We start from the raw sequence: 23,494 nt of genomic DNA on the forward strand, positions 1-23,494 counted from the left end.
CGTCACCCTGCCGTGACGCAACGCCCACACCCGGGCGTGTCACCCCGCCCCAGCTTCCACAGCCGCCCCGGGATTTGGCACTCTGTGACCTTCGGGGGGATGCTCAGGAGGGGAAGATGATCATGAGTGCGACACAGGCAGGGCCCCACACCGGGCGGTCCGACGACCCCCGCGGAGCCGACCCCCGCGGCGGCGACCCCCGCATCGGCTGGAGCGCCACCGAAACCCTCCACGCCCCCACCCTCCAGCACCGCCGCGACGGCATCCTCCCCACCGTCGCCGCCGCACTCTCCGTCCGCGGCACCACCCTCACCGGCACCGCCACCCGCGCCGACACACCCCCCGCCCTGCACCACCTCGTACAGGACTTCCTCGACACCCTCACCAGCGGCCAACGAGACCGCTACACCGGCCGCTGCGCCGAAACCATCCTCATCTCACGCCACCTCGCCACCGCCGACGCCGCCCGCAGCAAACGCGCGTCACGCAAACCCATGACCAACGGCGAAGCCCGCAAAGCGCTCAAACACGCCAAACTCACCACCCGCCGCATCCGCGAGGACGGCGACCCCCTCCACGGCGGCTTCGCCACACCCTGCCGCGCCTGCACCGCCCTCACCGCCCACTTCGGCGTCCGCATCGTCGACCCCACGACGAACGACGACTGACACCGGCCACCGGACACCGGCCACCACCTCCGAAGCCGAACCCGAAGCCGAACCCGACACCAACGCCGACACCCACCCCACCCCCACACCGCACGGCACCACCAAGCGACCGAGCCGACCGAGCCGACCAGAACGAACCAAGGGCAGATGCACGCCGACCGCACCTCCACCACCCGCTTCCCCGTCCCCGTCGACGCCGCCCTCCGCGACGCCGGCTGGCAACCCGGACGCTGGGACATCAAACAGGCCGAAATCTGGGCCGACACCCTGCGCGGACACACCTCACCCGCAGGACACCGACACACCGTCTTCCCCGCCGCAGTAGAAGCCTGGGCCGAATTCGGCAGCCTCCACATCACCCCCACCGGCCCCGGCCGCCAAATCGCCCCCGCCACCCTCCACCTCGACCCCCTCCACGGCCTCCACATGGCCCGCACCCTCGGCGACCTCGGCCGCGCCCTCGGCACCCAGACCTGCCCCCTCGGCACCGAAACCGACAGCCACGCCCTCATCGCCATCGACACCGAAGGCCGCGTCTACGCCCTCGACCACACCGGCGACTGGTACCTCGGCCCCACCATCGACCAAGCCCTCGCCACCCTCGTCGCAGGCACCCAGCCCACCCGCCTCACCACCGGCTGACCGACCCCGCCGACACGACTACGAGGCCGGAATCACCGCCGACACCCGAAAACCCCCCGCATCCGTCGGCCCCGACACGAACACACCCCCCAGAGCAACCACCCGCTCCTTCATCCCCACCAACCCATTACCCCCCGACGGCAACCGCGCCGACGACGCCTGCGACACCTCCGGCGGCGGCTCGTTCTCCACCTGCATCGCGATCTCCGACACCCGGTGCGCCAACCGCACATACGTCTTCGCACCCGCCGCATGCTTGTGCACGTTCGTCAACGCCTCCTGCACCACCCGGAACGCCGTCGACTCCACCTCCACCGCATACGACCGCCCCTCCCCCTCCACCGACAGATCCACGACCATCCCGGCCGCCTCCGACTGCCCGATCAACTCGTCCAGCTCGGACAGCCACGGCCCGTCCACCGACGACTCCCCACCCTCCGCGGCCCGCGAAGCCGCCACCGCCGCGGCCACCCCCACCGCCGCCAACGGCGGCGACACCGACGCCCGCTCGGCACCCCCACCACCCCCACCACTGCGCAACACCCCGAGCATCTCCCGCAACTCCGTCAACGCCTGCCGCCCCATGTCCCCCACCAGCGCCGCGTTCTTCACCGCCTTCTCCGGATCCTTCCGCGCCACCGCCTGCAACGCCGCCGCGTGCACCACCATCAGACTCACCCGATGCGCCACCACGTCGTGCATCTCCCGCGCGATCCGCGTCCGCTCCTCACCCCGCGCCCACTCCGCACGCTCCTCCGCACGCTCCGCCAGCAACTGCAGCTCCCGCTCCAGACTGTCCGCCCGCTCCCGCAGACTCTCCATCAACCGCCGCCGCTGCCCCACGTACAGCCCCAGCAGCAACGGCGGCGCGGTCGCCCCCAGCGACATCGTGATCGACGCGAACGGCAGGAACCAGTCCCCGAACTGCAAGTCCTCGCGCGCCGCGTCCTGCCCCAGCCGGACGAACGTCACGATCAACGTCCCCAGCAACGACATCCCGGCCAGCGCACCGATGATCCGCCGCGGCAACTCCGACGCCGCCAGCGTGTACAGGCCGACGATGCCCATCAGAAGGCCCATCTGCGCCGGCGTGATGGCGATCGCCACCAACACCACCGCGATCGGCCACTTCCGCCGCACCACCAGCACCGAACCGGCCAGCAACCCGAAGACGACCCCCGCCGCCCACGGAATCCCGGCATCCCGCGCGAACGGAAACCCCTCCGCCGCGCACTCCAACGCGGACACGACACCGAGGCTCACATCGAGCACCGCACCGCGCCGCCTGTCCCACCACCAAGACCCTCCCCGGGCCGGTACGTGGTCTTCCCCCGTCGTGGTCATGCCCTCCAGCCTACGGGCGGCGGGCGGCACATTTCCGGCGACTTTCGACAAGCGATACGACGCGATACCCCTCGAACCGGTGAGGCATCCGGCGTTCACCTCCGGAAGCAGGAATTCCGGCCGGACGGCCGCCCGGCCCGCCTCGCCGGCCACGGCGCCCGCGACAAGACGGCGACCGGTACCGTCGCATCGCGGGCGCCTGGTACGGCATAGTGTTGGGTGCCGACTCGACGGCCCAGCTAAATGTCCGGTTCAGTCGAGTTTGATCCCCCATGGTGTAATCAGGCAGCACTGAGGGTTTTGGTCCCTTAAGTTCAGGTTCAAATCCTGATGGGGGAGCTGCTGTCCGGGCCCTGACCTTTCCGTCAGGGCCCGCACTCATGTCCCCCACGAACCACCCCGGTATCCTGCGGATGTCCACCCCCACCCCTCAGCCGAAGGGCATCCCGTGAGCGCCATTCGCCCGGCAGCCGTCGTCGTTCTCGCAGCGGGTGAGGGCACCCGTATGAAGTCGGCCACACCCAAGGTCCTGCACGAGCTGTGCGGCCGGTCCCTCGTGGGGCACGTGCTCGCCGCCGCCGGTGAACTGGACCCGGAGAACTCGGTCGTCGTCGTCGGGCATGCCCGCGAGAAGGTCACCGCGCACCTCGCCGAGGTCGCCCCCGGCGTACGTACCGCCGTGCAGGAGCAGCAGAACGGCACCGGGCACGCGGTGCGGATGGGGCTGGAGGCGCTGGGCGGTGCCGTGGACGGCACGGTGGTGGTCGTCTGCGGTGACACTCCGCTGCTCACCGGTGGGACGCTGCAGGCGCTCGCCGCCACGCACTCGGCCGACGGGAACGCGGTGACGGTGCTGACGGCGGAGGTGCCGGACGCGACGGGGTACGGCCGGATCGTGCGGGACGGGGCTTCCGGTGCGGTGACCGCGATCGTGGAGCACAAGGACGCGTCGGAGTCGCAGCGGGCGATCCGTGAGATCAACTCGGGTGTGTTCGCCTTCGACGGGCGGTTGCTCGCGGACGCGCTGGGGAAGGTGCGGACGGACAACAGCCAGGGTGAGGAGTACCTGACGGACGTCCTCGGCATTCTGCGTGGGGCGGGGCACCGGGTGGGTGCGTCGGTGGCCGGTGACCACCGGGAGATCGCGGGGATCAACAACCGGGTGCAGCTCGCCGAGGCCCGTCGGATTCTCAACGACCGGTTGCTGACCGGCGCGATGCTGGCCGGCGTGACGGTGGTGGACCCGGCGACGACGTGGGTCGACGTGACGGTGACCTTCGAGCAGGACGTGATCGTCCACCCGGGTACGCAGCTGCTGGGCTCGACGCACCTGTCCGAGGGGTCCCAGGTCGGCCCGAACTCCCGTCTCACCGACACGCGCGTGGGTGCCGGCGCACGCGTCGACAACACGGTCTCGCTCGGTGCCGAGGTCGGCCCCGAGACGACCGTGGGTCCGTACGCGTATCTGCGTCCCGGTACCCGTCTGGGGCTGAAGGCGAAGATCGGTGCGTACGTCGAGACGAAGAACGCGTCGATCGGTGAGGGGACCAAGGTCCCGCACCTCTCCTATGTGGGTGACGCGACGATCGGTGAGTACACGAACATCGGTGCCGCGAGCGTGTTCGTGAACTACGACGGGCAGGACAAGCACCACACCACGATCGGTTCGCACTGCCGCACGGGTTCGGACAACATGTTTGTGGCTCCTGTCACGGTGGGGAACGGTGCTTACACGGCCGCGGGGTCGGTGATCACGAAGGATGTGCCGCCCGGTTCGCTGGCCGTGGCCCGGGGCCAGCAGCGGAATATCGAGGGTTGGGTGGCTCGGAAGCGTCCGGGGAGCGCGGCGGCGAAGGCGGCCGAGGCGGTGTCCCGGGAGGCCGGCGGCGAAGGCTGACCGGAAACCGGCGCGCCGAACACGGCGTACCGTGATAAGTGCACATCCGCACCCCACCAGCTGAGACGCCTCCCGCACCCAGCCGGAAGAGCCTGTGACGCTCAGCTGCGAAACCTCTGAGGAGAAAGTGCTGTGACCGGGATCAAGACGACCGGCGAGAAGAAGATGATGTTCTTCTCCGGCCGCGCCCACCCCGAGCTTGCCGAGGAGGTCGCCCAGCAGTTGGGTGTCGGGGTCGTCCCGACGAAGGCCTTCGATTTCGCGAACGGCGAGATCTATGTGCGGTATCAGGAGTCGGCACGTGGTGCGGACTGCTTTCTGATCCAGAGCCACACGGCTCCGATCAACAAGTGGATCATGGAGCAGTTGATCATGATCGACGCTCTGAAGCGTGCGTCGGCCCGCTCCATCACGGTCATCGTGCCGTTCTACGGTTACGCGCGGCAGGACAAGAAGCACCGGGGGCGTGAACCGATTTCGGCGCGTCTGATCGCCGATCTGATGAAGACGGCGGGTGCTGACCGGATTCTGACCGTGGATCTGCACACGGACCAGATCCAGGGCTTCTTCGACGGTCCCGTCGATCACCTGTTCGCGCTGCCGCTGCTCGCGGACTACGTGGGTGCGAAGGTGGACCGGTCGAAGCTGACGGTGGTGTCTCCGGACGCGGGCCGGGTGCGGGTGGCGGACCGGTGGTGCGACCGGCTGGGCGCGCCGCTGGCGATCGTGCACAAGCGGCGCGACAAGGACGTGGCGAACCAGGTGACGGTGCACGAGGTCGTCGGTTCGGTGGAGGGCCGGATCTGCGTCCTGGTGGACGACATGATCGACACCGGTGGCACGATCTGCGCGGCGGCGGACGCGCTGTTCGCGCACGGTGCGGAGGACGTCATCGTGACGGCGACGCACGGCGTGCTGTCGGGTCCGGCGGCGGACCGGCTGAAGAACTCGAAGGTGAGTGAGTTCGTGTTCACGAACACGCTGCCGACGCCGAACGAACTGGAGCTGGACAAGATCACGGTGCTGTCGATCGCGCCGACGATCGCGCGTGCGGTGCGCGAGGTGTTCGAGGACGGTTCGGTGACGAGCCTGTTCGACGAGCAGTGAGCGTCGCGCAGTAACCGTTCTGCAAGATCGTCCCGCAGAGATCGTTTTGGGTACGGCCTTCCTCTCCGAGTAGACTGCTGAAGTTGCTCGGCGAGGGAGGCCGTACCCGTTTTCGCGGGTGTGGCGGTCCGTAATCGACGCGCTCTTCGTAGCAGGCCGTTCGTGGCCGGGTGACCACGTCCGTTCTGCTTTCCACGAGGAGTGATCATGGCTGAGGTAAAGCTCACCGCCGAGACCCGTACCGAGTTCGGCAAGGGTGCCGCGCGTCGTATCCGTCGTGACAACAAGGTTCCGGGTGTTCTGTACGGCCACGGTTCGGACCCGATCCACCTGACCCTGCCGGGCCACGAGCTGCTGCTCGCGCTGCGTACCTCCAACGTGCTGATCGCGCTGGACATCGACGGCAAGACCAACGAGCTGGCGATCCCGAAGTCGGTCCAGCGTGACCCGATCAAGGGCTTCCTGGAGCACGTGGACCTGCAGCTGGTGACGCGCGGCGAGACCGTGTCGGTCGAGATCCCGGTGCAGGCCGAGGGCGAGCTGGCCCCGGGTGGCTTCCTGCTGGAGTACGTCCTGGACGCGCTGCCGGTCGAGGCCGAGGCCACGCACATCCCGCAGCAGGTCACCGTGTCGGTGGCGGGTCTGGAGGCCGGTGCCTCGATCCTCGCCAAGGACATCGCGCTGCCGTCCGGTGTGAAGCTGGACGTCGACGGTGACACCGTGGTCCTGCAGGTGCTGTCGGCGCAGGCCGAGGAGGCCCCCGCCGAGGGTGGCGACGAGGCCGCCGAGGCCTGATCCTCCACGGTCAACGATTGGTCGGCCGCTGCTCCCGTGCGGGGCAGCGGCCGACGCGTATGCAGGTGACGGGTCCGATGGATACGAAGGAGACACGGACGTGACGACGGACGCGGGTGCGCCCTGGCTGGTGGCCGGTCTCGGCAACCCGGGCCCCGAGTACGCCGCGAACCGGCACAACGTCGGTTTCATGGTGGCGGATCTGCTGGCGGAGCGGATCGGGGCGCGGTTCAAGCGGCACGGCAAGGCGCAGGCGCAGGTGGTCGAGGGGCGGATCGGGCCGCCCGGGCCGGCCGGCCGGCGGGTGGTCCTGGCGAAGCCGATGTCGTTCATGAACGTGTCGGGCGGGCCGGTGACGGCGCTGCGGGACTTCTACAAGGTGCCGGTTTCGAACATCGTGGCGGTGCACGACGAGCTGGACATCGACTACGGCGTGCTGCGGCTGAAGCTGGGCGGCGGGGACAACGGGCACAACGGGCTGAAGTCGATCACGAAGGCTCTGGGTGCGGACTACCACCGGGTGCGGTTCGGGATTGGCCGGCCGCCGGGGCGGATGCAGGTGGCGGACTTCGTGCTGCGGGACTTCTCGTCGACGGAGCGCAAGGAGCTGGACTACTTCGTGGACCGCGCGGCGGACGCGGTGGAGGCGCTGGTCATCGAGGGGCTGGAGCGGGCGCAGAGCGCGTACAACTCCTGAGCTCGTTGCCCGCCGCCGCACAACTCCCGACTTGTCCGTCGATGGCGCGCGGGTGAGTTGACCGGGCGCGCAGGTATGGCCAATGATCCCGGCCATGCCTGCCTCAGCCGCTGCCCCTGCCGCTGTTCCTGCCGCTGCCGCCGTCGCCGCCCGTCCCCGTCGGGCCTCGCGTGCCGTGCTGCGGTTCGGCCGGGTCGCGGCGATGGGGACGGTCACCGCGCTGATCCTGATCGCGGGGGTGTGGGCGTCCTGGGGTACGGCGCAGCACGTGCTGCTGACCAAGGGCCGGGAGCGGGGCACGGTCGAGGTGACGCGGTGCGGCGGGGGTTCGTGCAGTGGGCCGTACGCGCCGGTGTCGGCGGGGTCGCAGGCGCGGGAGCGGGTCGTCATCGAGGATTCGGTCGCCGTGGCGGAGGGTCGGACGTACTCGGTGGTGATGAAGCCCGGCGGTGACGACGTGGTGCGTTCGGGCCCGGCCGGCGTGCTGTACGCGTGGGTGCCGTTGGGTGGTTCTCCCCCAGTGCCTTGACGGCCTGGGAGGTGCCCCCAGCTGCTGGCGTCGGTGATGGTGGCGGGCGGTCTGCATCGTACGCGGGCGGCGTGGGTGATGGCCGGGTCGGGTGTGGGGCTGCTGACGGCGGCGTTCTTCGCGGTGTGAGTCTCCGGCGCGCACGGATGTGGCGGTGCCCCCGTGCTCGAGTGGTGAGCGCGGGGGCACCGTCGTGTGTGTGTGGGGGGGGATGCGGGTCAGCCGGTGTTGCGCAGGCCCGCGGCGACGCCGTTGACGGTGAGGAGCAGGGCGCGGGCGAGGAGCGGGTCGGCTTCCTCGCCTGCTGCGGCGGCTTCGCGCTGGCGGCCGAGGAGGGCGACCTGGAGGTAGGAGATGGGGTCGAGGTAGGCGTCGCGGATGGTGAAGGTCTGCTTGAGGACGGGGTCGGCGTCGAGGAGTTCGTCCTCGCCGGTGACGCGCAGGACCTCGGCGACGGTGAGCTCGTGTTCGGCCTTGATCCGGTCGAAGACGTGCTTGAGCTCGTCGGGGACGAGGGTGTCGACGTAGTGCTGGGCGATGCGCAGGTCGGTCTTGGCGAGGGTCATCTCGACGTTGGAGATGAAGTTGCGGAAGAAGTGCCACTGCTGGTGCATCTCGTCGAGGACGGTGTCCAGGCCGGCCTCGCGCAGGGCCTTGAGGCCGGAGCCGACGCCGTACCAGCCGGGGACGATCTGCCGGGACTGGGTCCAGCCGAACACCCAGGGGATGGCGCGCAGTCCGTCGAGGGAGACGCCCGAGCCGGGGCGGCGGGAGGGCCGCGAGCCCAGGTGCAGGTCGGCGAGCTGGTCGACCGGTGTGGAGGCCAGGAAGTACGTCGGCAGGTCGGGGTCCTCGACCAGCTCGCGGTAGGCGGTGTGGGCGGCGTCGGAGACGGCGTCCATGGCGGCGTCCCAGCGGGCGAGGGCCTCGTCGGACTGGCGGGGTGCGGTGTGCAGGGCGGAGGCCTGGAGGGTGGCGGCGACCGTCAGTTCCAGGTTTTCCCTGGCCAGGGCGGGGATGAGGTACTTGTCGGAGATGACCTCGCCCTGTTCGGTGACCTTGATCTCGCCCTCCAGGGTGCCCCAGGGCTGGGCGAGGATCGCGTCGTGCGTGGGGCCGCCGCCGCGGCCGACGGTGCCGCCGCGGCCGTGGAAGAGGCGCAGGCGTACGCCGTAGCGGTGGGCGACGTCGCGCAGGCGGCGCTGGGCGCGGTGGATCTCCCACTGGCTGGTGGTGATGCCGCCGAACTTGGAGGAGTCGGAGTAGCCGAGCATGACCTCCTGGACGTCGCCGCGCAGGGCGACGAGGCGCCGGTAGGAGGGGTCGGCGAGGAGGTCCTCGAGGATGGTGTCGGCGGCCTTGAGCTCGTCGGTGGTCTCCAGGAGCGGCACGATGCCGATCTTGGCCCAGCCGGCGTGCAGGTCGATGAGTCCGGCCTCGCGGGCGAGGACCGCCGCGGCGAAGACGTCGTCGGCGCCCTGGCACATGGAGATGATGTAGGACTCGATGACCTCGGGGCCGAAGACCTCCAGGGCGCGCTTGACGGTCTGGAAGACGCCGAGGGTCTTCTCGCCGGCGGCGTCGACGGGGGCGGGGGTGGGTGCCAGGGGCCTGCGTGACCTCAGTTCCTTGGCGAGGAGCTTGGTGCGGTACTCGCGGGGCATGTCGGCGTAGCGCCAGGATTCCTCGCCGAGCCGGTCGAAGAGCTGGCCGAGGGCGTGGTGGTGGGCGTCGGCGTGTTCGCGGACGTCCATGGTGGCGAGCTGGAGGCCGAAGGCGGCGAGGGTGCGGATGGTGCGGGCGAGGCGGCCGTCGGCGAAGAGGCTGCCGCGGTGTTCGCGCAGGGAGGTCTGGACGAGTCGCAGGTCGTCCAGGAGCTGTGCGGTGCCGAGGTAGTCGCGGCCGGGCTGGTGGGGGGTGCCCTTGGCGAGGCGCTCCTTGGTGTTCTCCAGCTTCTGCCGGATGCAGGTGGCCTTGAGCCGGTAGGGCTCTTCGGCGTTGAGGCGCTTGTAGCGGGGGCTGATCTCGGGGAGCAGTTCCAGGTCGGTCTGGAGGGAGGCCAGGAGTTCCTCGGTGGCGCCGGCGTAGCGGATGGAGTTGGAGAGGAAGCCGCGCAGCTCGTCGATCATCTCCAGGGCGTCGTTGATGCCGTGTTCGTGCTGGAGGATGAGGACGTCCCAGGTGACCTGGGGGGTGACGTTGGGGTTGCCGTCGCGGTCGCCGCCGATCCAGGTGCCGAAGGTGAGGGGGCGGGTGTCGTCGGGGAGCTTGACGCCGGCGCGTTCCAGCTCGGCGGTCAGGTCCTCGAGGACGTCGCCGACGGCGCCGGCGTGGAGTTCGTCCAGGTAGTAGATGGCGTTGCGGGCCTCGTCGGCGGGTTCGGGGCGGACGACGCGGAGTTCGTCGGTCTGCCACACGAGGTCGATGTTCTCGGCGAGGCGGGTGTCGAGGCGGCGCCGGTCGGACTCGTTGACCGGGGTGTCCAGGAGGGCGGCGATGCGGCGCAGCTTGTTGAGGACGGAGCGGCGGGCGGCCTCGGTGGGGTGTGCGGTGAAGACGGGCCGGACGTTGAGGTTGCGGACGGTGTCGCGCAGGTGCTCGGGGTCGGCGTCCTTCAGGCGGTCGGCCGTTCGGGCGAGCAGTCCGCCTTCGGCGGCGCGCTTGGCGCCGAGTTCGCGGCCGCGGTGGACCTGTTCGGTGACGTTGGCGAGGTGGAAGTAGGTGGAGAAGGCGCGGACCAGCTTGGCCGCGGTCTGCAGTTCGGTGCCGCGCAGCAGTTCGGCGGCGGCCTCGCCGTCCTCTCGGGTGAGTCGGCGTACCTTCTCGACGAGTTCCAGCAGTTCGGGGCCTTCCTGCCGGACGAGGGTCTCTCCGAGGAGGTCACCCAGCCGGCGGATGTCGGCGCGCAGCTCGCTGCCGGTCGTCGTGGTGGTCTGGTCGTCGGCACTGCTCACAGGTGCGGCTCCTTGCAGTGTTGAAGCTCGTCTGGGAGGGAACCCGGACGGCCGTCTCGCGCGGCGGGTGCCGCTTACCGGGCCGGACGTCCGGGAAGAAATCAGAGCGGACCGCGCTGTCCGACCGAGTCCAGGATAGGTGTCGGCCGGGACGCGCAGGGTTTCGGGCTCTTGCCGCGGCGTGACGCGCTGCCATACTTACGTCGCCGTAGGTTACGGAACCGTAGGAATACGGTGCGTGGTTTCCGGAAACCCGGCACCGGACACAGCCCACGACCCCGACCTCACCCTCGATCCCACAGGGGACGCGCATGACCACGAGTTCCGATGTGATCCCAGACGCTCCGCAGCCGCCTTCCGACGGCACGTCCGCGCCCTCCGCCACGCTGGGTGGTGAGCGGAAGCGGTCCCTGGAGCAGATCACGCTGCTGCTGTTCATCATCGTTCCGTTCCTCGCGCTGGTGGCGGCGGTGCCGCTGGCGTGGGGGTGGGGCGTGAGCTGGCTGGACGTGGGCCTGTTGGTCTTCTTCTACTTCCTGGGCTGCCACGGCATCACCATCGGCTTCCACCGCCACTTCACCCATGGTTCCTTCAAGGCGAAGCGGCCGCTGAAGATCGCGCTTGCGATCGCGGGTTCGATGGCGGTGGAGGGGCCGCTGGTCCGCTGGGTGGCCGATCACCGCAAGCATCACAAGTTCTCCGACGACGAGGGTGATCCGCATTCGCCGTGGCGGTACGGCGAGACGGTGCCGGCGCTGATGAAGGGCCTGTGGTGGGCCCACATCGCATGGATGTTCGACGAGGAGCAGACCCCGCAGGACAAGTACGCGCCGGATCTGATCAAGGATCCGGTGCTCCGTGCGATCTCCCGCCAGTTCATCTGGTGGACGGCGCTGTCCCTGGCTCTGCCGGCGCTGATCGGCGGGCTGGTGACGATGTCCTGGTGGGGGGCGCTCACCGGCTTCTTCTGGGGTTCACTCGTCCGGGTGGCGTTGCTGCACCATGTCACGTGGTCGATCAACTCGATCTGTCATGCGGTCGGCAAGCGGCCGTTCAAGTCGCGGGACCGTTCGGGCAACGTGTGGTGGCTGGCGGTGCTGTCCTGCGGCGAGTCCTGGCACAACCTGCACCACGCCGACCCGACGTCGGCGCGGCACGGTGTGATGCGCGGGCAGCTGGACTCGTCCGCCCGGCTGATCCGCTGGTTCGAGCGGTTCGGGTGGGCGTACGACGTGCGGTGGCCGTCACGCTCGCGTATCGATTCCCGCCGCAACACGGACCAAGGTTCCTCCCGCCGCCGGAAGGAAACCGTCGAGGCGGCATGATGGTCGGCGTGGCGACCGACTCCAGCAGCACCCCGAGCAATGAGAAGCCCCGGCGCGCGCGTCGCACCCGGATGACCGGTGCCGAGCGGCGCCAGCAGCTGCTGGAGATCGGTCGCACGCTGTTCGCGGCGAAGGGTTTCGAGGGCACGTCGGTGGAGGAGATCGCGGCGAAGGCCGGGGTGTCCAAGCCGGTGGTGTACGAGCATTTCGGTGGCAAGGAGGGGCTGTACGCGGTGGTGGTGGACCGTGAGATGCGGCGGCTGCTGGACATGGTGACCAGTTCCCTGACCGCCGGGCATCCGCGTGAGCTGTGCGAGCAGGCGGCTTTCGCCCTGCTGGACTACATCGAGGAGTACACGGACGGTTTCCGCATCCTGGTCCGTGATTCGCCCATCCCGCAGTCGACGGGTTCCTTCGCCTCGCTCATCTCGGACATCGCCACCCAGGTGGAGGACATCCTGGGCCGCGAGTTCAAGAACCGCGGTTTCGACGCCAAGCTGGCCCCGCTGTACGCGCAGGCGCTGGTCGGCATGGTGGCGCTGACGGGGCAGTGGTGGCTGGACGTGCGCAAGCCGAAGAAGGCGGAGGTGGCGGCGCACCTGGTGAACCTGGCGTGGCACGGGCTGGACGGCCTGGAGCCGAAGCCTCGGCTGATAGGGCACCGCAAGAGCTAGAGCGTGTCGGCCCGCGGCGTGCCGCCGGGGGGTGGAGAGGACGGAACCCAGCACATGCAGCCGTTGCGCGGAATCACCGTCGTCTCCCTCGAACAGGCGATCGCCGCTCCCTATGCGAGCCGGCAGCTCGCCGACCTCGGCGCGCGGGTGATCAAGGTGGAGCGTCCCGGGACGGGGGACTTCGCCCGGTCCTACGACACCCGGGTGCGGGGTCTGAGTTCGCACTTCGTGTGGGCCAACCGCAACAAGGAGTCCCTCACCCTGGACTTCAAGGACCCGCGCGGCATGGAGGTGCTGCGCCGTCTGATCGCGGACGCCGACGTCTTCCTCCAGAACCTGGCGCCGGGGGCGGCGGCCCGGGCCGGGCTGGGGGCTGAGGAGCTGCGGGCCCGGCACCCGGAGCTGATCGTGTGCGACATCTCCGGTTACGGCGCCCCGGGCCCGTACGAGGGCCGCAAGGCGTACGACCTGATGGTGCAGTCCGAGTCGGGGCTGCTGTCCGTCACGGGCACGCCGGACGACATGGCCAAGGTGGGGACCTCGGTGTCGGACATCGCCGCCGGGATGTACGCGTACAGTTCGGTCCTCGGTGCGCTGCTGGAGCGCGGGCGGACGGGGCGGGGCACGCATCTGGACGTGTCGATGCTGGAGGCCACCGTGGAGTGGATGGGCTTCCCCCTGTACTACGCCTTCGACGGTGCGGGGCCGCCGCCCCGGGCGGGCGCCGCGCACGCGACGATCCACCCGTACGGGCCGTTCACGGCGGGGGACGGTGACGTGGTCATGATGGCGGTGCAGAACGAGCGCGAGTGGCGTGGTTTCTGCGCGGGGTTCCTGGGCCGCCCGGAGCTGGCCGGTCATCCGCACTACGCCACCAACGCGGACCGCCACACGCACCGGGAGGCGCTGGGCGGGCTGGTCGCGGCGCGGTTCGCGGAGCTGACCGGTGCGGAGGCGATCGCGCTGCTCAGCGCGGTGCCGGTCGCCAACGCCCGGGTGAACACGCTCGCCGAGGTGTGGGACCACCCTCAGCTGGCCGCGCGCGGACGCGTGCACCGGGTGCCGACGCCGGCCGGTCCGGTCCCGGCGATGGCACCGCCCGGCCCGACCGGGGACGCGCCCCGTATGGAGGCGGTGCCGGCGCTGGGCGAGCACACCCGCGCCGTACTCGGCGAGCTGGGCCTGTCCGAGGACGCCATCGACGCGCTCGTCGCGGAGGGCGTGGCGTGAGCGGCGGCGTGCGGGCCCGGGGCGTGCCGCTCCTCACGTGACCGGCTGTGGCGGTCAGGGGTTGTCCGGCTTCCGGGCGACGGCGAAGACGCGGCGGAAGGGGAACGGTGTGCCGTGCGCGCCGGCCGGGTAGGCGGCGCGCAGCGCGGTCCGGTACTCCTCGACGAACGCGTCGCGGGCCTCCGGGTCGTCGTCGAGTGCGGTGAGCACGGGACGCAGCCCCGTCCCCTTCACCCAGTCGAGCACGGCGTCCTCGCCGGGCAGCAGGTGGACGTACGTCGTCTCCCACACGTCGGCGGTGCAGCCGGCGGCGGTGAGGCGGGCGAGGTAGGCCTCGGGGGTGAGGACGGCGTCGTCGTGGCCCAGGACGCCGGCGAGGCGGTCCCGCCAGCGCGGGGAGTGGGTGAGGTCGCGCATCAGGCGGTGGCTGGGGGCGTCGAAGTTGCCGGGTACCTGGAAGGCGAGGGTGCCGCCGGGGGCGAGGCGGTCGATCCAGTCGGGGAAGCGCTCGACGTGGCCGGGGACCCACTGGAGGGTGGCGTTGCTGATGACGAGGTCGCAGGGCTCGTCGGGGGTCCAGGTGCGGGCGTCGGCGGGGGCGAAGTCGAGGTGGCCGCCGCCGGACGTGGGGCCGGCGTGCTCCCGGGCCCGTTCGAGCATCTGGGGTGAGCTGTCGTAGCCGGTGATGCGGGCGGTGGGCCAGCGGCCGGCGAGCAGGACGGTGACGTTGCCGGGGCCGCAGCCGAGGTCGGCGATGCGGGGCGGGTCACCGGGCAGTTCCGGGACGCGGGCGAGGAGGTCGGTGAAGGGGCGGGCGCGGTGGCCGGCGTGGCGCAGGTACTGGGCGGGGTCCCAGAGGGGGGCGGTGGCGGGCATGGGGCCTCCAGGGGCTGGCCGTGCGGGGCGGGTACCCAGCGTCACCCGCACGATAAATCGACGTCAAGAGTGTTGACGTCAAGAGACTTCACATCGACACAACCACTACACTGATCGTCATGGAGGACGAGGTCGATCGGCTGGTCGCAGCGTGGCGCCGGGAGCGCCCGGACCTCGACGTGGAACCGCTCGAGGTGCTGAGCCGGGTCAGCCGGCTCGCCCGGCACCTGGACCGCGCACGCCGCCTGGCCTTCTCCGAACACCACCTGGAGCCCTGGGAGTTCGACGTCCTGACGGCACTGCGCCGCGCGGGTACGCCGTACCAGCTCTCGCCGGGGCAGCTCCTCACCCAGACCCTGGTCACCTCGGGCACGATGACCAACCGTATCGACCGCCTGGCCAAGAAGGGCCTGGTGGAACGCCTGCCCGATCCCAGTGACCGGCGCGGCGTCCTGGTCCGGCTCACGGACGAGGGCCGGGACCGAGCCGACCAGTCGCTGGCGGGCCTGCTCGCCCAGGAGCGCGCGATCCTGGGCGAACTCTCCCGCGCCCAGCGCGGCGAACTGGCGGCACTGCTGCGCCGGCTGACCGCCCCGTTCGACAACATCCCCGGTTGAGGGCCTCCCGGGCAGACCGTGCCGCGGACGCGGCGACGCGGCGACCGGCACGCACATCTGCCGCCTTGTCGTCGGTTGCCGGTGCTCCGCGCCGACGCCCCTCCTCCGCCTGGTGTCCGCACGCACCAGGCCCCGCTTGCCTGCGTTGATCAGGCGCTGTTGCTCTCCTGGGACCCGATCTGCCCGGGAGGCCCCAGCTCGGCGGGCCCCACCCCGGCCCGCCGGGCCAGCGCCACGGCGGCGAGGGTGGAGTGGACGCCCAGCTTGCCCAGCACGTTCTGCATGTGTGTGCGCACGGTGTGCGGGGACAGGTACAGCCGCTCCGCGACGGCCTTGCGCCCGAGCCCGGCGACCATGCAGCGCAGCACCTCCCGCTCCCGCGGGGTCAGCGACTCCACCAGCCGCTCGCTCTCGGTGCGGTGCTTGCGGGCGGCGGTCAGTTCGCGCAGGACGCCGGTGAGCAGGGCGGGCGGCAGGTGCGTCTCGTCGCGCAGGACGCCCCGTATGACGTTGAGCAGCCGCGACAGGGAGCAGTCCTTGGCCACCCATCCGGAGGCGCCGGCCCCCAGCGCGAGGGCCGCCCGCCGGGGGTCGTCCTTCTCGGCGAGGACCACGATCCGTACGCTCGGCTGCCCCGATCGCACCCCGGCGACCAGGGAGATGCCGTCCACCAGCCCGTCCTCGTTGCCGTCCCGCACGGGTACGGCCGGGCGCACGCCGGGTACCTGGCCCCCCAGGTCGGCGTCGACGAGCAGCACGTCGAACCGCCGCCCGTCGGACGCGGCCCGCTCCAGGCAGCGCAGCGCGGCCGGGCCGCTGCCGGCCGCGGAGACGTCGACGTCCGGCTCGGCGGCCAGGGCGGCGGCGAGCGACTCGGCGAAGATGCGGTGATCATCGACGACCAGGACTCGGATACGAACCACGAAACCCCCTCCCCCACGCTCCTCGAGGAGCAGGGGATACCCATCGTCTGTCCGTCCTCGGAAAACGACACCGGCACGGGTACGACGCCCGAAGCCCCGTATCCGGCTGTGCACTCGGTACTCCGGGACGGGTCGCCGCAGCCGCACGGCCGCCGCCGTGCAGTGACCGCCACCCCGCCCCGGGCGCCGTACCCGGCTGTCTCGCCCCCTGAACGGCACCGGCCCCCACCGGTGCTGCTCATCAGAGTACGGGCGGGGGCCGGGAGCGGAAGGCTATTTGCAGAACTGACAGCCCGGCGCGTTTATGGTGAGCCGCATGTTTCGTCTTGTGACAGAAGTAGACAAGGCACGGCGCAATCTGCTGCGCACCCGCCTGCGGGAGACGAACACGGCGGCCTCGGCCATCCTGCGCTCCCTGCGCGGAACCCCTCACGAACGCGAATTCCCGCTGCACGTCTGGGTGCTGGACGAGGCCGGCGGCCTGGCGGGCGGCCTGGTCGGCCACACCTGGGCGAGCTGGCTCCACGTGACGTACCTGTGGGTGGACGACCGGTGCCGGGGGGCGGGTCTGGGCTCGGCCCTGCTGACGGAGGCGGAGCGAGGTGCCCGCGAGGAGCGGGGCTGCACGGCGGCCCGCGTGGAGACCTGGGACTTCCAGGCTCCGGACTTCTACCGCGGGCACGGCTACGAGGTGGTGTGCGTGATCCCGGACTATCCGCCGGGGATCACGGAGTACACGCTGACCAAGCGGCTGGGGTGAGGCGGCCGGAGGCAACGGGGCCGGTCGTCACTCGGGCTCCGGCCCCGTGTCCTTCGCGCTGGAGCGGGCGGTCCGGTGGTGCCGGTCGTCCAGGTGCCGAGGTCGGTGGCGAAGGCAGCCCGTTCCCCGTACGGACGGTACGGCCGGTTCTCGTACCCGGGGCGGCCGCCGGACCGGCCAGGCCCCGTGGGCGCCGCCGCCTCTCGTCGCCGGCGAAGGCGGTCGTGGGGGGCGCCGTCGCTGCTGGCATGGTGTGGTCATGAATACGACACCGGACGGGCGGCCGATACCGCCTCCGCATGCCGGCGAGCGCGTCATGCTGGAAGCGTGGCTCGACTTCCACCGTGCGACTCTCGCCTCGAAGTGTTCCGGCCTGAAGGACGAGCAGGTGAGGCTCGCCGCGGCGTCACCGTCGTCGATGACGCTGCTCGGCCTCGTGCAGCACATGGCCGAGGTGGAGCGCAACTGGTTCCAACGTGTTTTCGCGGGTCAGGACGTGCCGCCGGTCTTCGGGGAGGGCGGCCTCGACGGTTTCGCCCTTCGGCCGGACCGAGGGCTCGACGAGGCGACGGCCGCCTGGCGGGCGGAGGTCGCCCGAGGCCGTGAGCTGATCGCCGGCGCGTCGCTCGACGCGTCCGGCCACCTGCCCGAACAGGAAGCGGGACACGTCGGTGACCAGGGGGTCTCGCTGCGCTGGATCATGGTGCACATGATCGAGGAGTACGCGCGTCACAACGGTCACGCCGACCTCATCCGCGAGGGGATCGACGGCGTCACCGGCGCCTGAGACAGGCTCGCCGCACGGCCGGCACGGCCACGCCGGCGACGGACTGCCCTCGGCCGGGAGCGGTGAGGGCAGTCCGGGTCTCCGGGCGTCAGACGATCCGCCGCGCCCCCGCCGAAGGCACCGCCTCGAACACGCGAGGAGCCTTGTGGCCCGCCGTCGCGAAGGCCTCCTCCACCGCCTTCGTGATGGCGTCCACGTCGGCCGTCTCCGCCAGGACGATCGCCGAGCCGCCGAAGCCTCCGCCGGTCATGCGGGCGCCCAGGGCGCCGGCGGCGAGGGCGGTGTCGACGACCAGGTCGAGCTCCGGGCAGGAGATGCGGAAGTCGTCGCGCAGGGAGGTGTGGCCCTCGACCAGGACGGGCCCGATGGCACGGGTGTCGCCGGACTCCAGCAGCGACACCACCCGCTCGACGCGTTCGTCCTCCGTGACGACGTGCCTCACCAGGCGGCTCACCTCCTCGTCGTCGGCCAGCCGCTCCAGTGCCGCGTCGAGCTCCTCGTAGGCCACGTCGCGCAGCGCGTTCACGCCGAGCAGCGCGGCGCCCTTCTCGCAGCCGGCGCGGCGCTTGCCGTACTCGCCCTCGCTGTGGGAGTGCTTGACCTGCGTGTCGACGACGAGGAGGCGCATGCCCTCGGCGTCGAGGTCGAAGGGGATCTGGCGCTGGGAGAGGTCGCGGGTGTCGAGGAACAGGGCGTGGCCCGCTTCGCAGCAGGCGGAGGCGGTCTGGTCCATGATGCCGACGGGGGCGCCGACGTAGACGTTCTCGGCGCGCTGGCACAGGCGGGCCAGCTGCCAGCCGCGCAGGCCGAGGGAGTGCAGGTCGTTCAGGGCGAGGGCGACGACGATCTCCAGGGCCGCCGAGGAGGAGAGGCCCGCGCCGGACGGGACCGTCGAGGCGAGGTGGATGTCGGCACCGGTCAACTCGTGGCCGGCCTCGCGCAGCGCCCAGACGACGCCCGAGGGGTACGCGGTCCAGGACCTGTCCGACTCGGGGGTCAGGTCGGCGACGCGCAGCTCGACGGGGGCGGCGCCGATGTCCGCCGAGTGCAGGCGCAGGATGCCGTCGTCGCGCCGGGAGACCGCCGCGAGGGCGGTGTGCGGCAGGGCGAACGGCATGACGAAGCCGTCGTTGTAGTCGGTGTGCTCGCCGATGAGGTTGACCCGGCCCGGCGCCGCCCACACCCCCTCGGGGTCCGCCCCGTACAGCTCCCGGAACCGCTCGCCGACAGCTCCTGCGACGTCCCCTGCGACAGCCTCGCCCATGCCCTGACCCCTCGCTCTTTCCGTCCGTACGGTCTACTTCGCGCGCTGCTGCGCGAACTCCCACGCGTCCGCCACGATCCCCGCGAGGTCCGCGCGGGACGGGTTCCAGCCCAGTTTCTCGCGGGCGGTGTCCGCCGACGCCACCAGGACCGCCGGGTCGCCGCCCCGGCGGGGGGCCACGACCTCGGGGATCGGGTGGCCCGTCACCCGGCGGACGGTCTCGACGACCTCGCGGACGGAGAAGCCGTTGCCGTTGCCCAGGTTGCAGATGAGGTGCTCGCCGGGGGCGGCCGCGTCCAGGGCCAGCAGGTGGGCGTCGGCCAGGTCGGCGACGTGGATGTAGTCGCGGACGCAGGTGCCGTCCGGCGTCGGGTAGTCGTCGCCGAAGACGGAGATCGCCTCGCGCCTGCCCTGTGCCACCTGGAGGACCAGCGGGATGAGGTGGGACTCGGGGTCGTGGCGCTCGCCGTACTGGCCGTAGGCGCCCGCGACGTTGAAGTAGCGCAGCGAGACCGCGCCCAGGCCGTGGGCCGCCGCCTCGCCGGTGATCATGTGGTCGACGGCGAGTTTGGAGGCGCCGTAGGGGTTGGTGGGCTTGGTCGGCGCGGTCTCGACGATCGGGACCTCGTCGGGCTCGCCGTACGTGGCGGCCGTGGAGGAGAAGACGAGGCGGCCGACGCCCGCCGTACGCATCGCCTCCAGCAGGGCCATGGTGCCGCCCACGTTGTTGTCCCAGTACTTCTCGGGCTTCACGACCGACTCGCCGACCTGGGAGAAGGCGGCGAAGTGCAGGACGCCGTCGTACGACGGGTCCAGCCACTTGGCGGCGTCGCGGATGTCGCCCTCGACGAAGGAGGCGCCCGCCGGGACGCCCTCCCTGAAGCCGGTCGAGAGGTTGTCGAGGACGACGACCTCGTGGCCGGCCTCCAGCAGATGCTGGGCGACCACGCTGCCGACGTATCCGGCCCCGCCCGTCACCAGGTACTTCCCGCTCATGAACTCGCTACCTCTCGCAGTCGCTCGGCCGCGCGCTCCGGGGGCACGTCGTTGATGAACACGTTCATGCCGGACTCGGAGCCCGCGAGGAACTTCAGCTTGCCCGATGTCCGGCGGATGGTGAAAAGCTCGAGGTGCAGCGCGAAGTCGTCCCGCGTCACGCCCTCGAAGTCCTCCAGCTGCCCGAACGGGGCCTGGTGCCAGGCCGCGATGTACGGCGTCGGAGGCTCACCGGTGCCGAAGATCCGGTCGAAGCGCCTCAAGAGTTCCAGATAGACCTGGGGGAACTCCGTGCGGGTCGCCTCGTCGAGCCCGAGCAGGTCGGGCACCCGGCGCTTGGGGTAGAGGTGCACCTCGTACGGCCAGTGCGCGGCGTACGGCACGAAGGCGGCCCAGTGCTCGCTCTCCAGGACGACCCGCTCACCGGCCAGCTCCTCCGCCAGGACGGCGTCGAACAGGTTCTCCCCGCCCGTCGCCTCCTTGTGCGCGGCGAGTGAGCGGAGCATCAGGGCGGTGCGGGGGGTGGTGAAGGGGTAGGCGTAGATCTGCCCGTGCGGGTGGCCCAGCGTCACGCCGATCTCGGCGCCCCGGTTCTCGAAGCAGAACACCTGCTCGACGGAGGGCAGGTGCGAGAGCTCCGCCGTGCGGTCCGTCCAGGCGTCCAGCACCAGGCGGGCCTGCTCGTCGCTCAGGTCGGCGAAGGAGGCGTTGTGGTCGGAGGTGAAGCAGACGACCTCGCAGCGGCCGGAGTCGCCGGCCAGCGAGGGGAAGCGGTTCTCGAAGACCACCACGTCGTACGACGAGTCCGGGATCTCGCTCAGCCGCTCGCCCTGCGAGGGGCACAGGGGGCATTCGTCGGCCGGCGGGTGGTAGGTGCGGCCCTGGCGGTGCGAGGCGACGGCGACCGAGTCGCCGAGCAGCGGGTCGCGGCGGACCTCGGAGGTGGTGACGGTCCGCTCCAGCGGGCGGCGGTCCACGGCGTCCCGCACGGTGTCGTCGCGCAGGTCGTAGTGGACGAGCTCGCGACCGTCGGCCAGCCGGGTCGAGGTCTTCTTCACTGCCGGACTCCTCTACACCTGCATCCGCACACAATCATCCAACACAATCAAACATAACACATCACAACTCACCAGCCACGCCGATCATCACAATCAAACAAAGAACATCACCAGAAGTGTTCAATTACTGAACGCGGAGGCGTAGGTTCCGCTGGGATCAGTTCGCGCAACGAAGCGAGTTCGCATGCATACCCCCACATACCTAGCCGCGGAGCTTCGACTCCCCACCAACTGGCTCGACTACTCGATCCTCGGGATCTACTTCGTCGTCGTGCTCGGCATCGGCTTCGCCGCCCGGCGTTCGGTCAAGACCAGCCTGGACTTCTTCCTGTCCGGCCGCTCGCTGCCCGCCTGGGTCACCGGCCTCGCGTTCGTCGCGGCCAACCTGGGCGCCACCGAGATCCTCGGCATGGCCGCCAACAGCGCCCAGTACGGCGTCTACACGACCCACTGGTACTGGATCGGCGCCATCCCCGCGATGGTCTTCCTCGGCCTGGTGATGATGCCGTTCTACTACGGCTCGAAGGTCCGCTCGGTCCCGGAGTTCCTCCTCCTCCGCTTCGACAAGGCGTCACACCTCCTGAGCTCGGCCCTGTTCGCGGTCGCCGCCATCCTGATCGCCGGGGTGAACCTCTACGCCCTCGCGATCGTCGTCGAGGCGCTGCTGGGCTGGCCCCAGTGGGTGGCCATCGTGGTCGCCGGCTTCTTCGTCCTGGCATACATCACCCTGGGCGGCCTGTCCTCGGCGATCTACAACGAGGTCCTCCAGTTCTTCGTGATCCTGGCCGGCCTCATCCCGATCACCGTCCTGGGCCTGAAGAAGGTCGGCGGCTGGGACGGCCTGTCCGACTCCCTCACCCAGACCCGCGGGGCCGACTTCATGACCTCGTGGGGCGGCACGGGCATCGGCAGCGACAACCCGCTGGGCGCCAACTGGCTGACCATCGTGCTCGGTCTCGGCTTCGTCCTCTCCTTCGGCTACTGGACGACGAACTTCGCCGAGGTGCAGCGCGCCCTGTCGGCGAAGAACCTGTCGGCGGCCAAGCGCACGCCGCTGATCGCCGCCTTCCCGAAGATCTTCATCGTCTTCGTGGTGATGATCCCGGGCCTGGTCGCCGCCGTCCTCGTCCCGAAGATCGGCACGCCCGGCTCGGACCTCCAGTACAACGACGCGATCCCGTACCTGATGCAGCAGCTGCTGCCCAACGGCGTCCTCGGCATCGCGGTGACCGGCCTGCTGGCCGCCTTCATGGCGGGCATGGCGGCGAACATCTCCTCCTTCAACACGGTCTTCACCACCGACATCTGGGCGAAGTACGTCGTGAAGGACCGCGAGGACGACTACTACGTCCGCTTCGGCCGCCTGATCACGGTCATCGGCGTGCTGGCCTCGATCGGCACGGCCTTCCTGGCGTCGTCGTTCTCGAACATCATGAGCTACCTCCAGACGCTGTTCTCCTTCTTCAACGTGCCGATGTTCGTGGTCTTCATCATCGGCATGTTCTGGAAGCGGGCGTCCATGAAGTCCGGCTTCTGGGGCCTGATCGCGGGCACCACCGCCGCGATGGTGAACTACTTCGTCATCTACAAGCAGGGCATCATCGACATCCCCTCCGACCAGGGCGCCAACTTCGTCTCCGCGATCGCGGGCTTCGTCGCCGGCGCGGTGGTCATGGTCGCCGTGTCCCTGTTCACCGCGCCGAAGCCGGTCGCCGAGCTGCAGGGCCTGGTCTACGGCACCACCTCCCCCGGCATGTCCGAGGCGCCCGCCGAGGGCGACGACGCGTGGTACCGCAAGCCGGCGCTGCTGGGCTGGGGGGCGGTCGTCCTGGCCGCCGCCTGCTACGTCCCGTTCTCGTTCTGATCGCGGAAGGATTGAGAGAGCATGTCTGATTCCTATTCCGAGAAGAACGTCCACGACGAGGTCTCCGAGCTGGAGACCAAGTCCGTCACGGCCGCGCGGCTGTTCGACATCCGGCGGATCATCGGCGGACTGTTCGTCGTCTACGGCGTCATCGTGACGATCGCGGGCCTCGTGGCGTCCGACGACGACATCGACAAGGCGCAGGGGGTGAACATCAACCTCTGGACCGGGCTGGGGATGCTGGTGCTGGGACTGTTCTTCCTGGCATGGCTGAAGCTGCGTCCCACGGCCCCGCCGCCGCCCTCCGCCGAGGAGGGGCCGGCGGAGTGACGCGGGTCCCGTGACCGGCGCCGGGGACGTCGGGTGGGGGGGGGGGGGGGGGGGGGGGGCCACCCCCCCCCCCCCCCCCCCCAACGAACCCCCCCCCCGTAGGCAAGACGCGCATGGGGTGGGAGGGGGGGGTTGAGGGTGTTTTCCCCCTCCAATT

At 70.6% G+C, this 23,494-nt stretch carries 21 protein-coding genes and 1 pseudogene; 15 read left to right on the forward strand and 7 right to left on the reverse strand.

The genetic code is table 11. From position 1 onward, the window contains the following. The first annotated feature begins 122 nt into the window (after window positions 1-122). A complete protein-coding gene (locus ACZ7G3_RS16720) occupies window positions 123-668 on the forward strand; it encodes a YwqJ-related putative deaminase (protein WP_426596588.1) in 546 nt (181 codons plus the stop codon). Between the two features lie 147 nt (window positions 669-815). Next, window positions 816-1,310, forward strand: coding sequence for an SUKH-3 domain-containing protein (locus tag ACZ7G3_RS16725; protein WP_426596589.1), 495 nt, complete (start codon window positions 816-818; stop codon window positions 1,308-1,310). 18 nt (window positions 1,311-1,328) lie between these two features. Here ACZ7G3_RS16725 and ACZ7G3_RS16730 read toward each other — a convergent pair whose 3' ends face one another. Then, window positions 1,329-2,654: a sensor histidine kinase gene (locus ACZ7G3_RS16730; RefSeq protein ID WP_470926266.1), complete on the reverse strand. Its 1,326-nt coding sequence runs from the start codon at window positions 2,652-2,654 to the stop codon at window positions 1,329-1,331. Window positions 2,655-3,102: 448 nt separating this feature from the next. Between ACZ7G3_RS16730 and glmU the strand changes: the two genes are divergently transcribed. The 5 genes and pseudogenes from glmU (at window position 3,103) to ACZ7G3_RS16755 (ending at window position 7,808) form a co-directional block, all read left to right on the forward strand. Further along, a complete protein-coding gene (glmU, locus tag ACZ7G3_RS16735; RefSeq protein ID WP_470926268.1) occupies window positions 3,103-4,551 on the forward strand; it encodes a bifunctional UDP-N-acetylglucosamine diphosphorylase/glucosamine-1-phosphate N-acetyltransferase GlmU in 1,449 nt (482 codons plus the stop codon). Window positions 4,552-4,683: 132 nt separating this feature from the next. Further along, window positions 4,684-5,658 carry a ribose-phosphate diphosphokinase gene (locus tag ACZ7G3_RS16740; protein WP_426521235.1) on the forward strand — a complete coding sequence of 325 codons (975 nt, stop codon included), beginning with the start codon at window positions 4,684-4,686 and terminating at the stop codon, window positions 5,656-5,658. 207 nt (window positions 5,659-5,865) lie between these two features. Beyond that, window positions 5,866-6,453 carry a 50S ribosomal protein L25/general stress protein Ctc gene (locus ACZ7G3_RS16745; RefSeq protein WP_426596593.1) on the forward strand — a complete coding sequence of 196 codons (588 nt, stop codon included), beginning with the start codon at window positions 5,866-5,868 and terminating at the stop codon, window positions 6,451-6,453. Window positions 6,454-6,553: 100 nt separating this feature from the next. Next, window positions 6,554-7,150, forward strand: a complete 597-nt coding sequence (gene pth / locus ACZ7G3_RS16750; protein ID WP_470926270.1) for an aminoacyl-tRNA hydrolase — start codon at window positions 6,554-6,556, stop codon at window positions 7,148-7,150. 82 nt (window positions 7,151-7,232) lie between these two features. After that, a pseudogene (locus ACZ7G3_RS16755) lies at window positions 7,233-7,808 on the forward strand (hypothetical protein). 89 nt (window positions 7,809-7,897) lie between these two features. Here the strand turns inward: ACZ7G3_RS16755 and ppc are convergent. Next, on the reverse strand, window positions 7,898-10,633 hold the full coding sequence (ppc, locus tag ACZ7G3_RS16760) for a phosphoenolpyruvate carboxylase (RefSeq protein WP_470926272.1): 2,736 nt from the start codon (window positions 10,631-10,633) through the stop codon (window positions 7,898-7,900). Between the two features lie 311 nt (window positions 10,634-10,944). Here ppc and ACZ7G3_RS16765 point away from each other — a divergent pair, with 311 nt between their 5' ends. From ACZ7G3_RS16765 to ACZ7G3_RS16775, 3 genes are read left to right on the forward strand one after another with little or no spacing between them, the layout of a single operon-like run. After that, on the forward strand, window positions 10,945-11,958 hold the full coding sequence (locus tag ACZ7G3_RS16765) for an acyl-CoA desaturase (protein ID WP_470926274.1): 1,014 nt from the start codon (window positions 10,945-10,947) through the stop codon (window positions 11,956-11,958). Then, window positions 11,955-12,632 carry a TetR/AcrR family transcriptional regulator gene (locus tag ACZ7G3_RS16770; RefSeq protein ID WP_310872965.1) on the forward strand — a complete coding sequence of 226 codons (678 nt, stop codon included), beginning with the start codon at window positions 11,955-11,957 and terminating at the stop codon, window positions 12,630-12,632. Before ACZ7G3_RS16765 ends, ACZ7G3_RS16770 begins: the two co-directional genes overlap by 4 nt. 54 nt (window positions 12,633-12,686) lie before the next feature. Beyond that, the gene (locus ACZ7G3_RS16775) at window positions 12,687-13,862 is read left to right on the forward strand and encodes a CaiB/BaiF CoA transferase family protein (RefSeq protein ID WP_470926277.1); all 1,176 of its coding nucleotides are present in this window, start codon (window positions 12,687-12,689) and stop codon (window positions 13,860-13,862) included. A gap of 54 nt (window positions 13,863-13,916) precedes the next feature. Here ACZ7G3_RS16775 and ACZ7G3_RS16780 read toward each other — a convergent pair whose 3' ends face one another. Next, complete coding sequence (locus ACZ7G3_RS16780; protein WP_470926279.1) at window positions 13,917-14,738, reverse strand: trans-aconitate 2-methyltransferase; 822 nt, start codon at window positions 14,736-14,738, stop codon at window positions 13,917-13,919. 119 nt (window positions 14,739-14,857) lie between these two features. Here ACZ7G3_RS16780 and tamR point away from each other — a divergent pair, with 119 nt between their 5' ends. Further along, on the forward strand, window positions 14,858-15,355 hold the full coding sequence (gene tamR, locus ACZ7G3_RS16785; protein ID WP_426596600.1) for a MarR family transcriptional regulator TamR: 498 nt from the start codon (window positions 14,858-14,860) through the stop codon (window positions 15,353-15,355). Between the two features lie 149 nt (window positions 15,356-15,504). Here the strand turns inward: tamR and ACZ7G3_RS16790 are convergent, their stop codons facing one another. Then, entirely contained in the window at window positions 15,505-16,278 is a 774-nt protein-coding gene (locus ACZ7G3_RS16790) for a response regulator transcription factor (RefSeq protein ID WP_426596601.1), read from the reverse strand. Between the two features lie 304 nt (window positions 16,279-16,582). Between ACZ7G3_RS16790 and ACZ7G3_RS16795 the strand changes: the two genes are divergently transcribed. Together ACZ7G3_RS16795 and ACZ7G3_RS16800 are read left to right on the forward strand one after the other, a co-directional pair. Then, entirely contained in the window at window positions 16,583-17,038 is a 456-nt protein-coding gene (locus ACZ7G3_RS16795; protein ID WP_426596602.1) for a GNAT family N-acetyltransferase, read from the forward strand. Between the two features lie 259 nt (window positions 17,039-17,297). Beyond that, the gene (locus ACZ7G3_RS16800; RefSeq protein WP_470926282.1) at window positions 17,298-17,825 is read left to right on the forward strand and encodes a DinB family protein; all 528 of its coding nucleotides are present in this window, start codon (window positions 17,298-17,300) and stop codon (window positions 17,823-17,825) included. Window positions 17,826-17,913: 88 nt separating this feature from the next. Here ACZ7G3_RS16800 and galK read toward each other — a convergent pair whose 3' ends face one another. From galK to galT, 3 genes are read right to left on the reverse strand one after another with little or no spacing between them, the layout of a single operon-like run. Further along, the gene (galK, locus tag ACZ7G3_RS16805; protein ID WP_470926284.1) at window positions 17,914-19,089 is read right to left on the reverse strand and encodes a galactokinase; all 1,176 of its coding nucleotides are present in this window, start codon (window positions 19,087-19,089) and stop codon (window positions 17,914-17,916) included. Window positions 19,090-19,122: 33 nt separating this feature from the next. Next, complete coding sequence (gene galE, locus ACZ7G3_RS16810) at window positions 19,123-20,085, reverse strand: UDP-glucose 4-epimerase GalE (RefSeq protein WP_426596605.1); 963 nt, start codon at window positions 20,083-20,085, stop codon at window positions 19,123-19,125. Further along, the gene (gene galT / locus ACZ7G3_RS16815; RefSeq protein ID WP_470926286.1) at window positions 20,082-21,143 is read right to left on the reverse strand and encodes a galactose-1-phosphate uridylyltransferase; all 1,062 of its coding nucleotides are present in this window, start codon (window positions 21,141-21,143) and stop codon (window positions 20,082-20,084) included. The genes galE and galT overlap by 4 nt, the downstream gene beginning before the upstream one ends. 184 nt (window positions 21,144-21,327) lie before the next feature. On the opposite strand from galT, the gene ACZ7G3_RS16820 reads away from it, so the two are divergent. Both ACZ7G3_RS16820 and ACZ7G3_RS16825 read left to right on the forward strand, forming a co-directional pair. Continuing rightward, window positions 21,328-23,007 carry a sodium:solute symporter family protein gene (locus ACZ7G3_RS16820; RefSeq protein WP_470926288.1) on the forward strand — a complete coding sequence of 560 codons (1,680 nt, stop codon included), beginning with the start codon at window positions 21,328-21,330 and terminating at the stop codon, window positions 23,005-23,007. A gap of 21 nt (window positions 23,008-23,028) precedes the next feature. Beyond that, on the forward strand, window positions 23,029-23,337 hold the full coding sequence (locus ACZ7G3_RS16825) for a hypothetical protein (protein WP_426596608.1): 309 nt from the start codon (window positions 23,029-23,031) through the stop codon (window positions 23,335-23,337). Window positions 23,338-23,494 lie beyond the last annotated feature (157 nt).

The organism is Streptomyces sp. NPDC037271, from assembly GCF_055603605.1.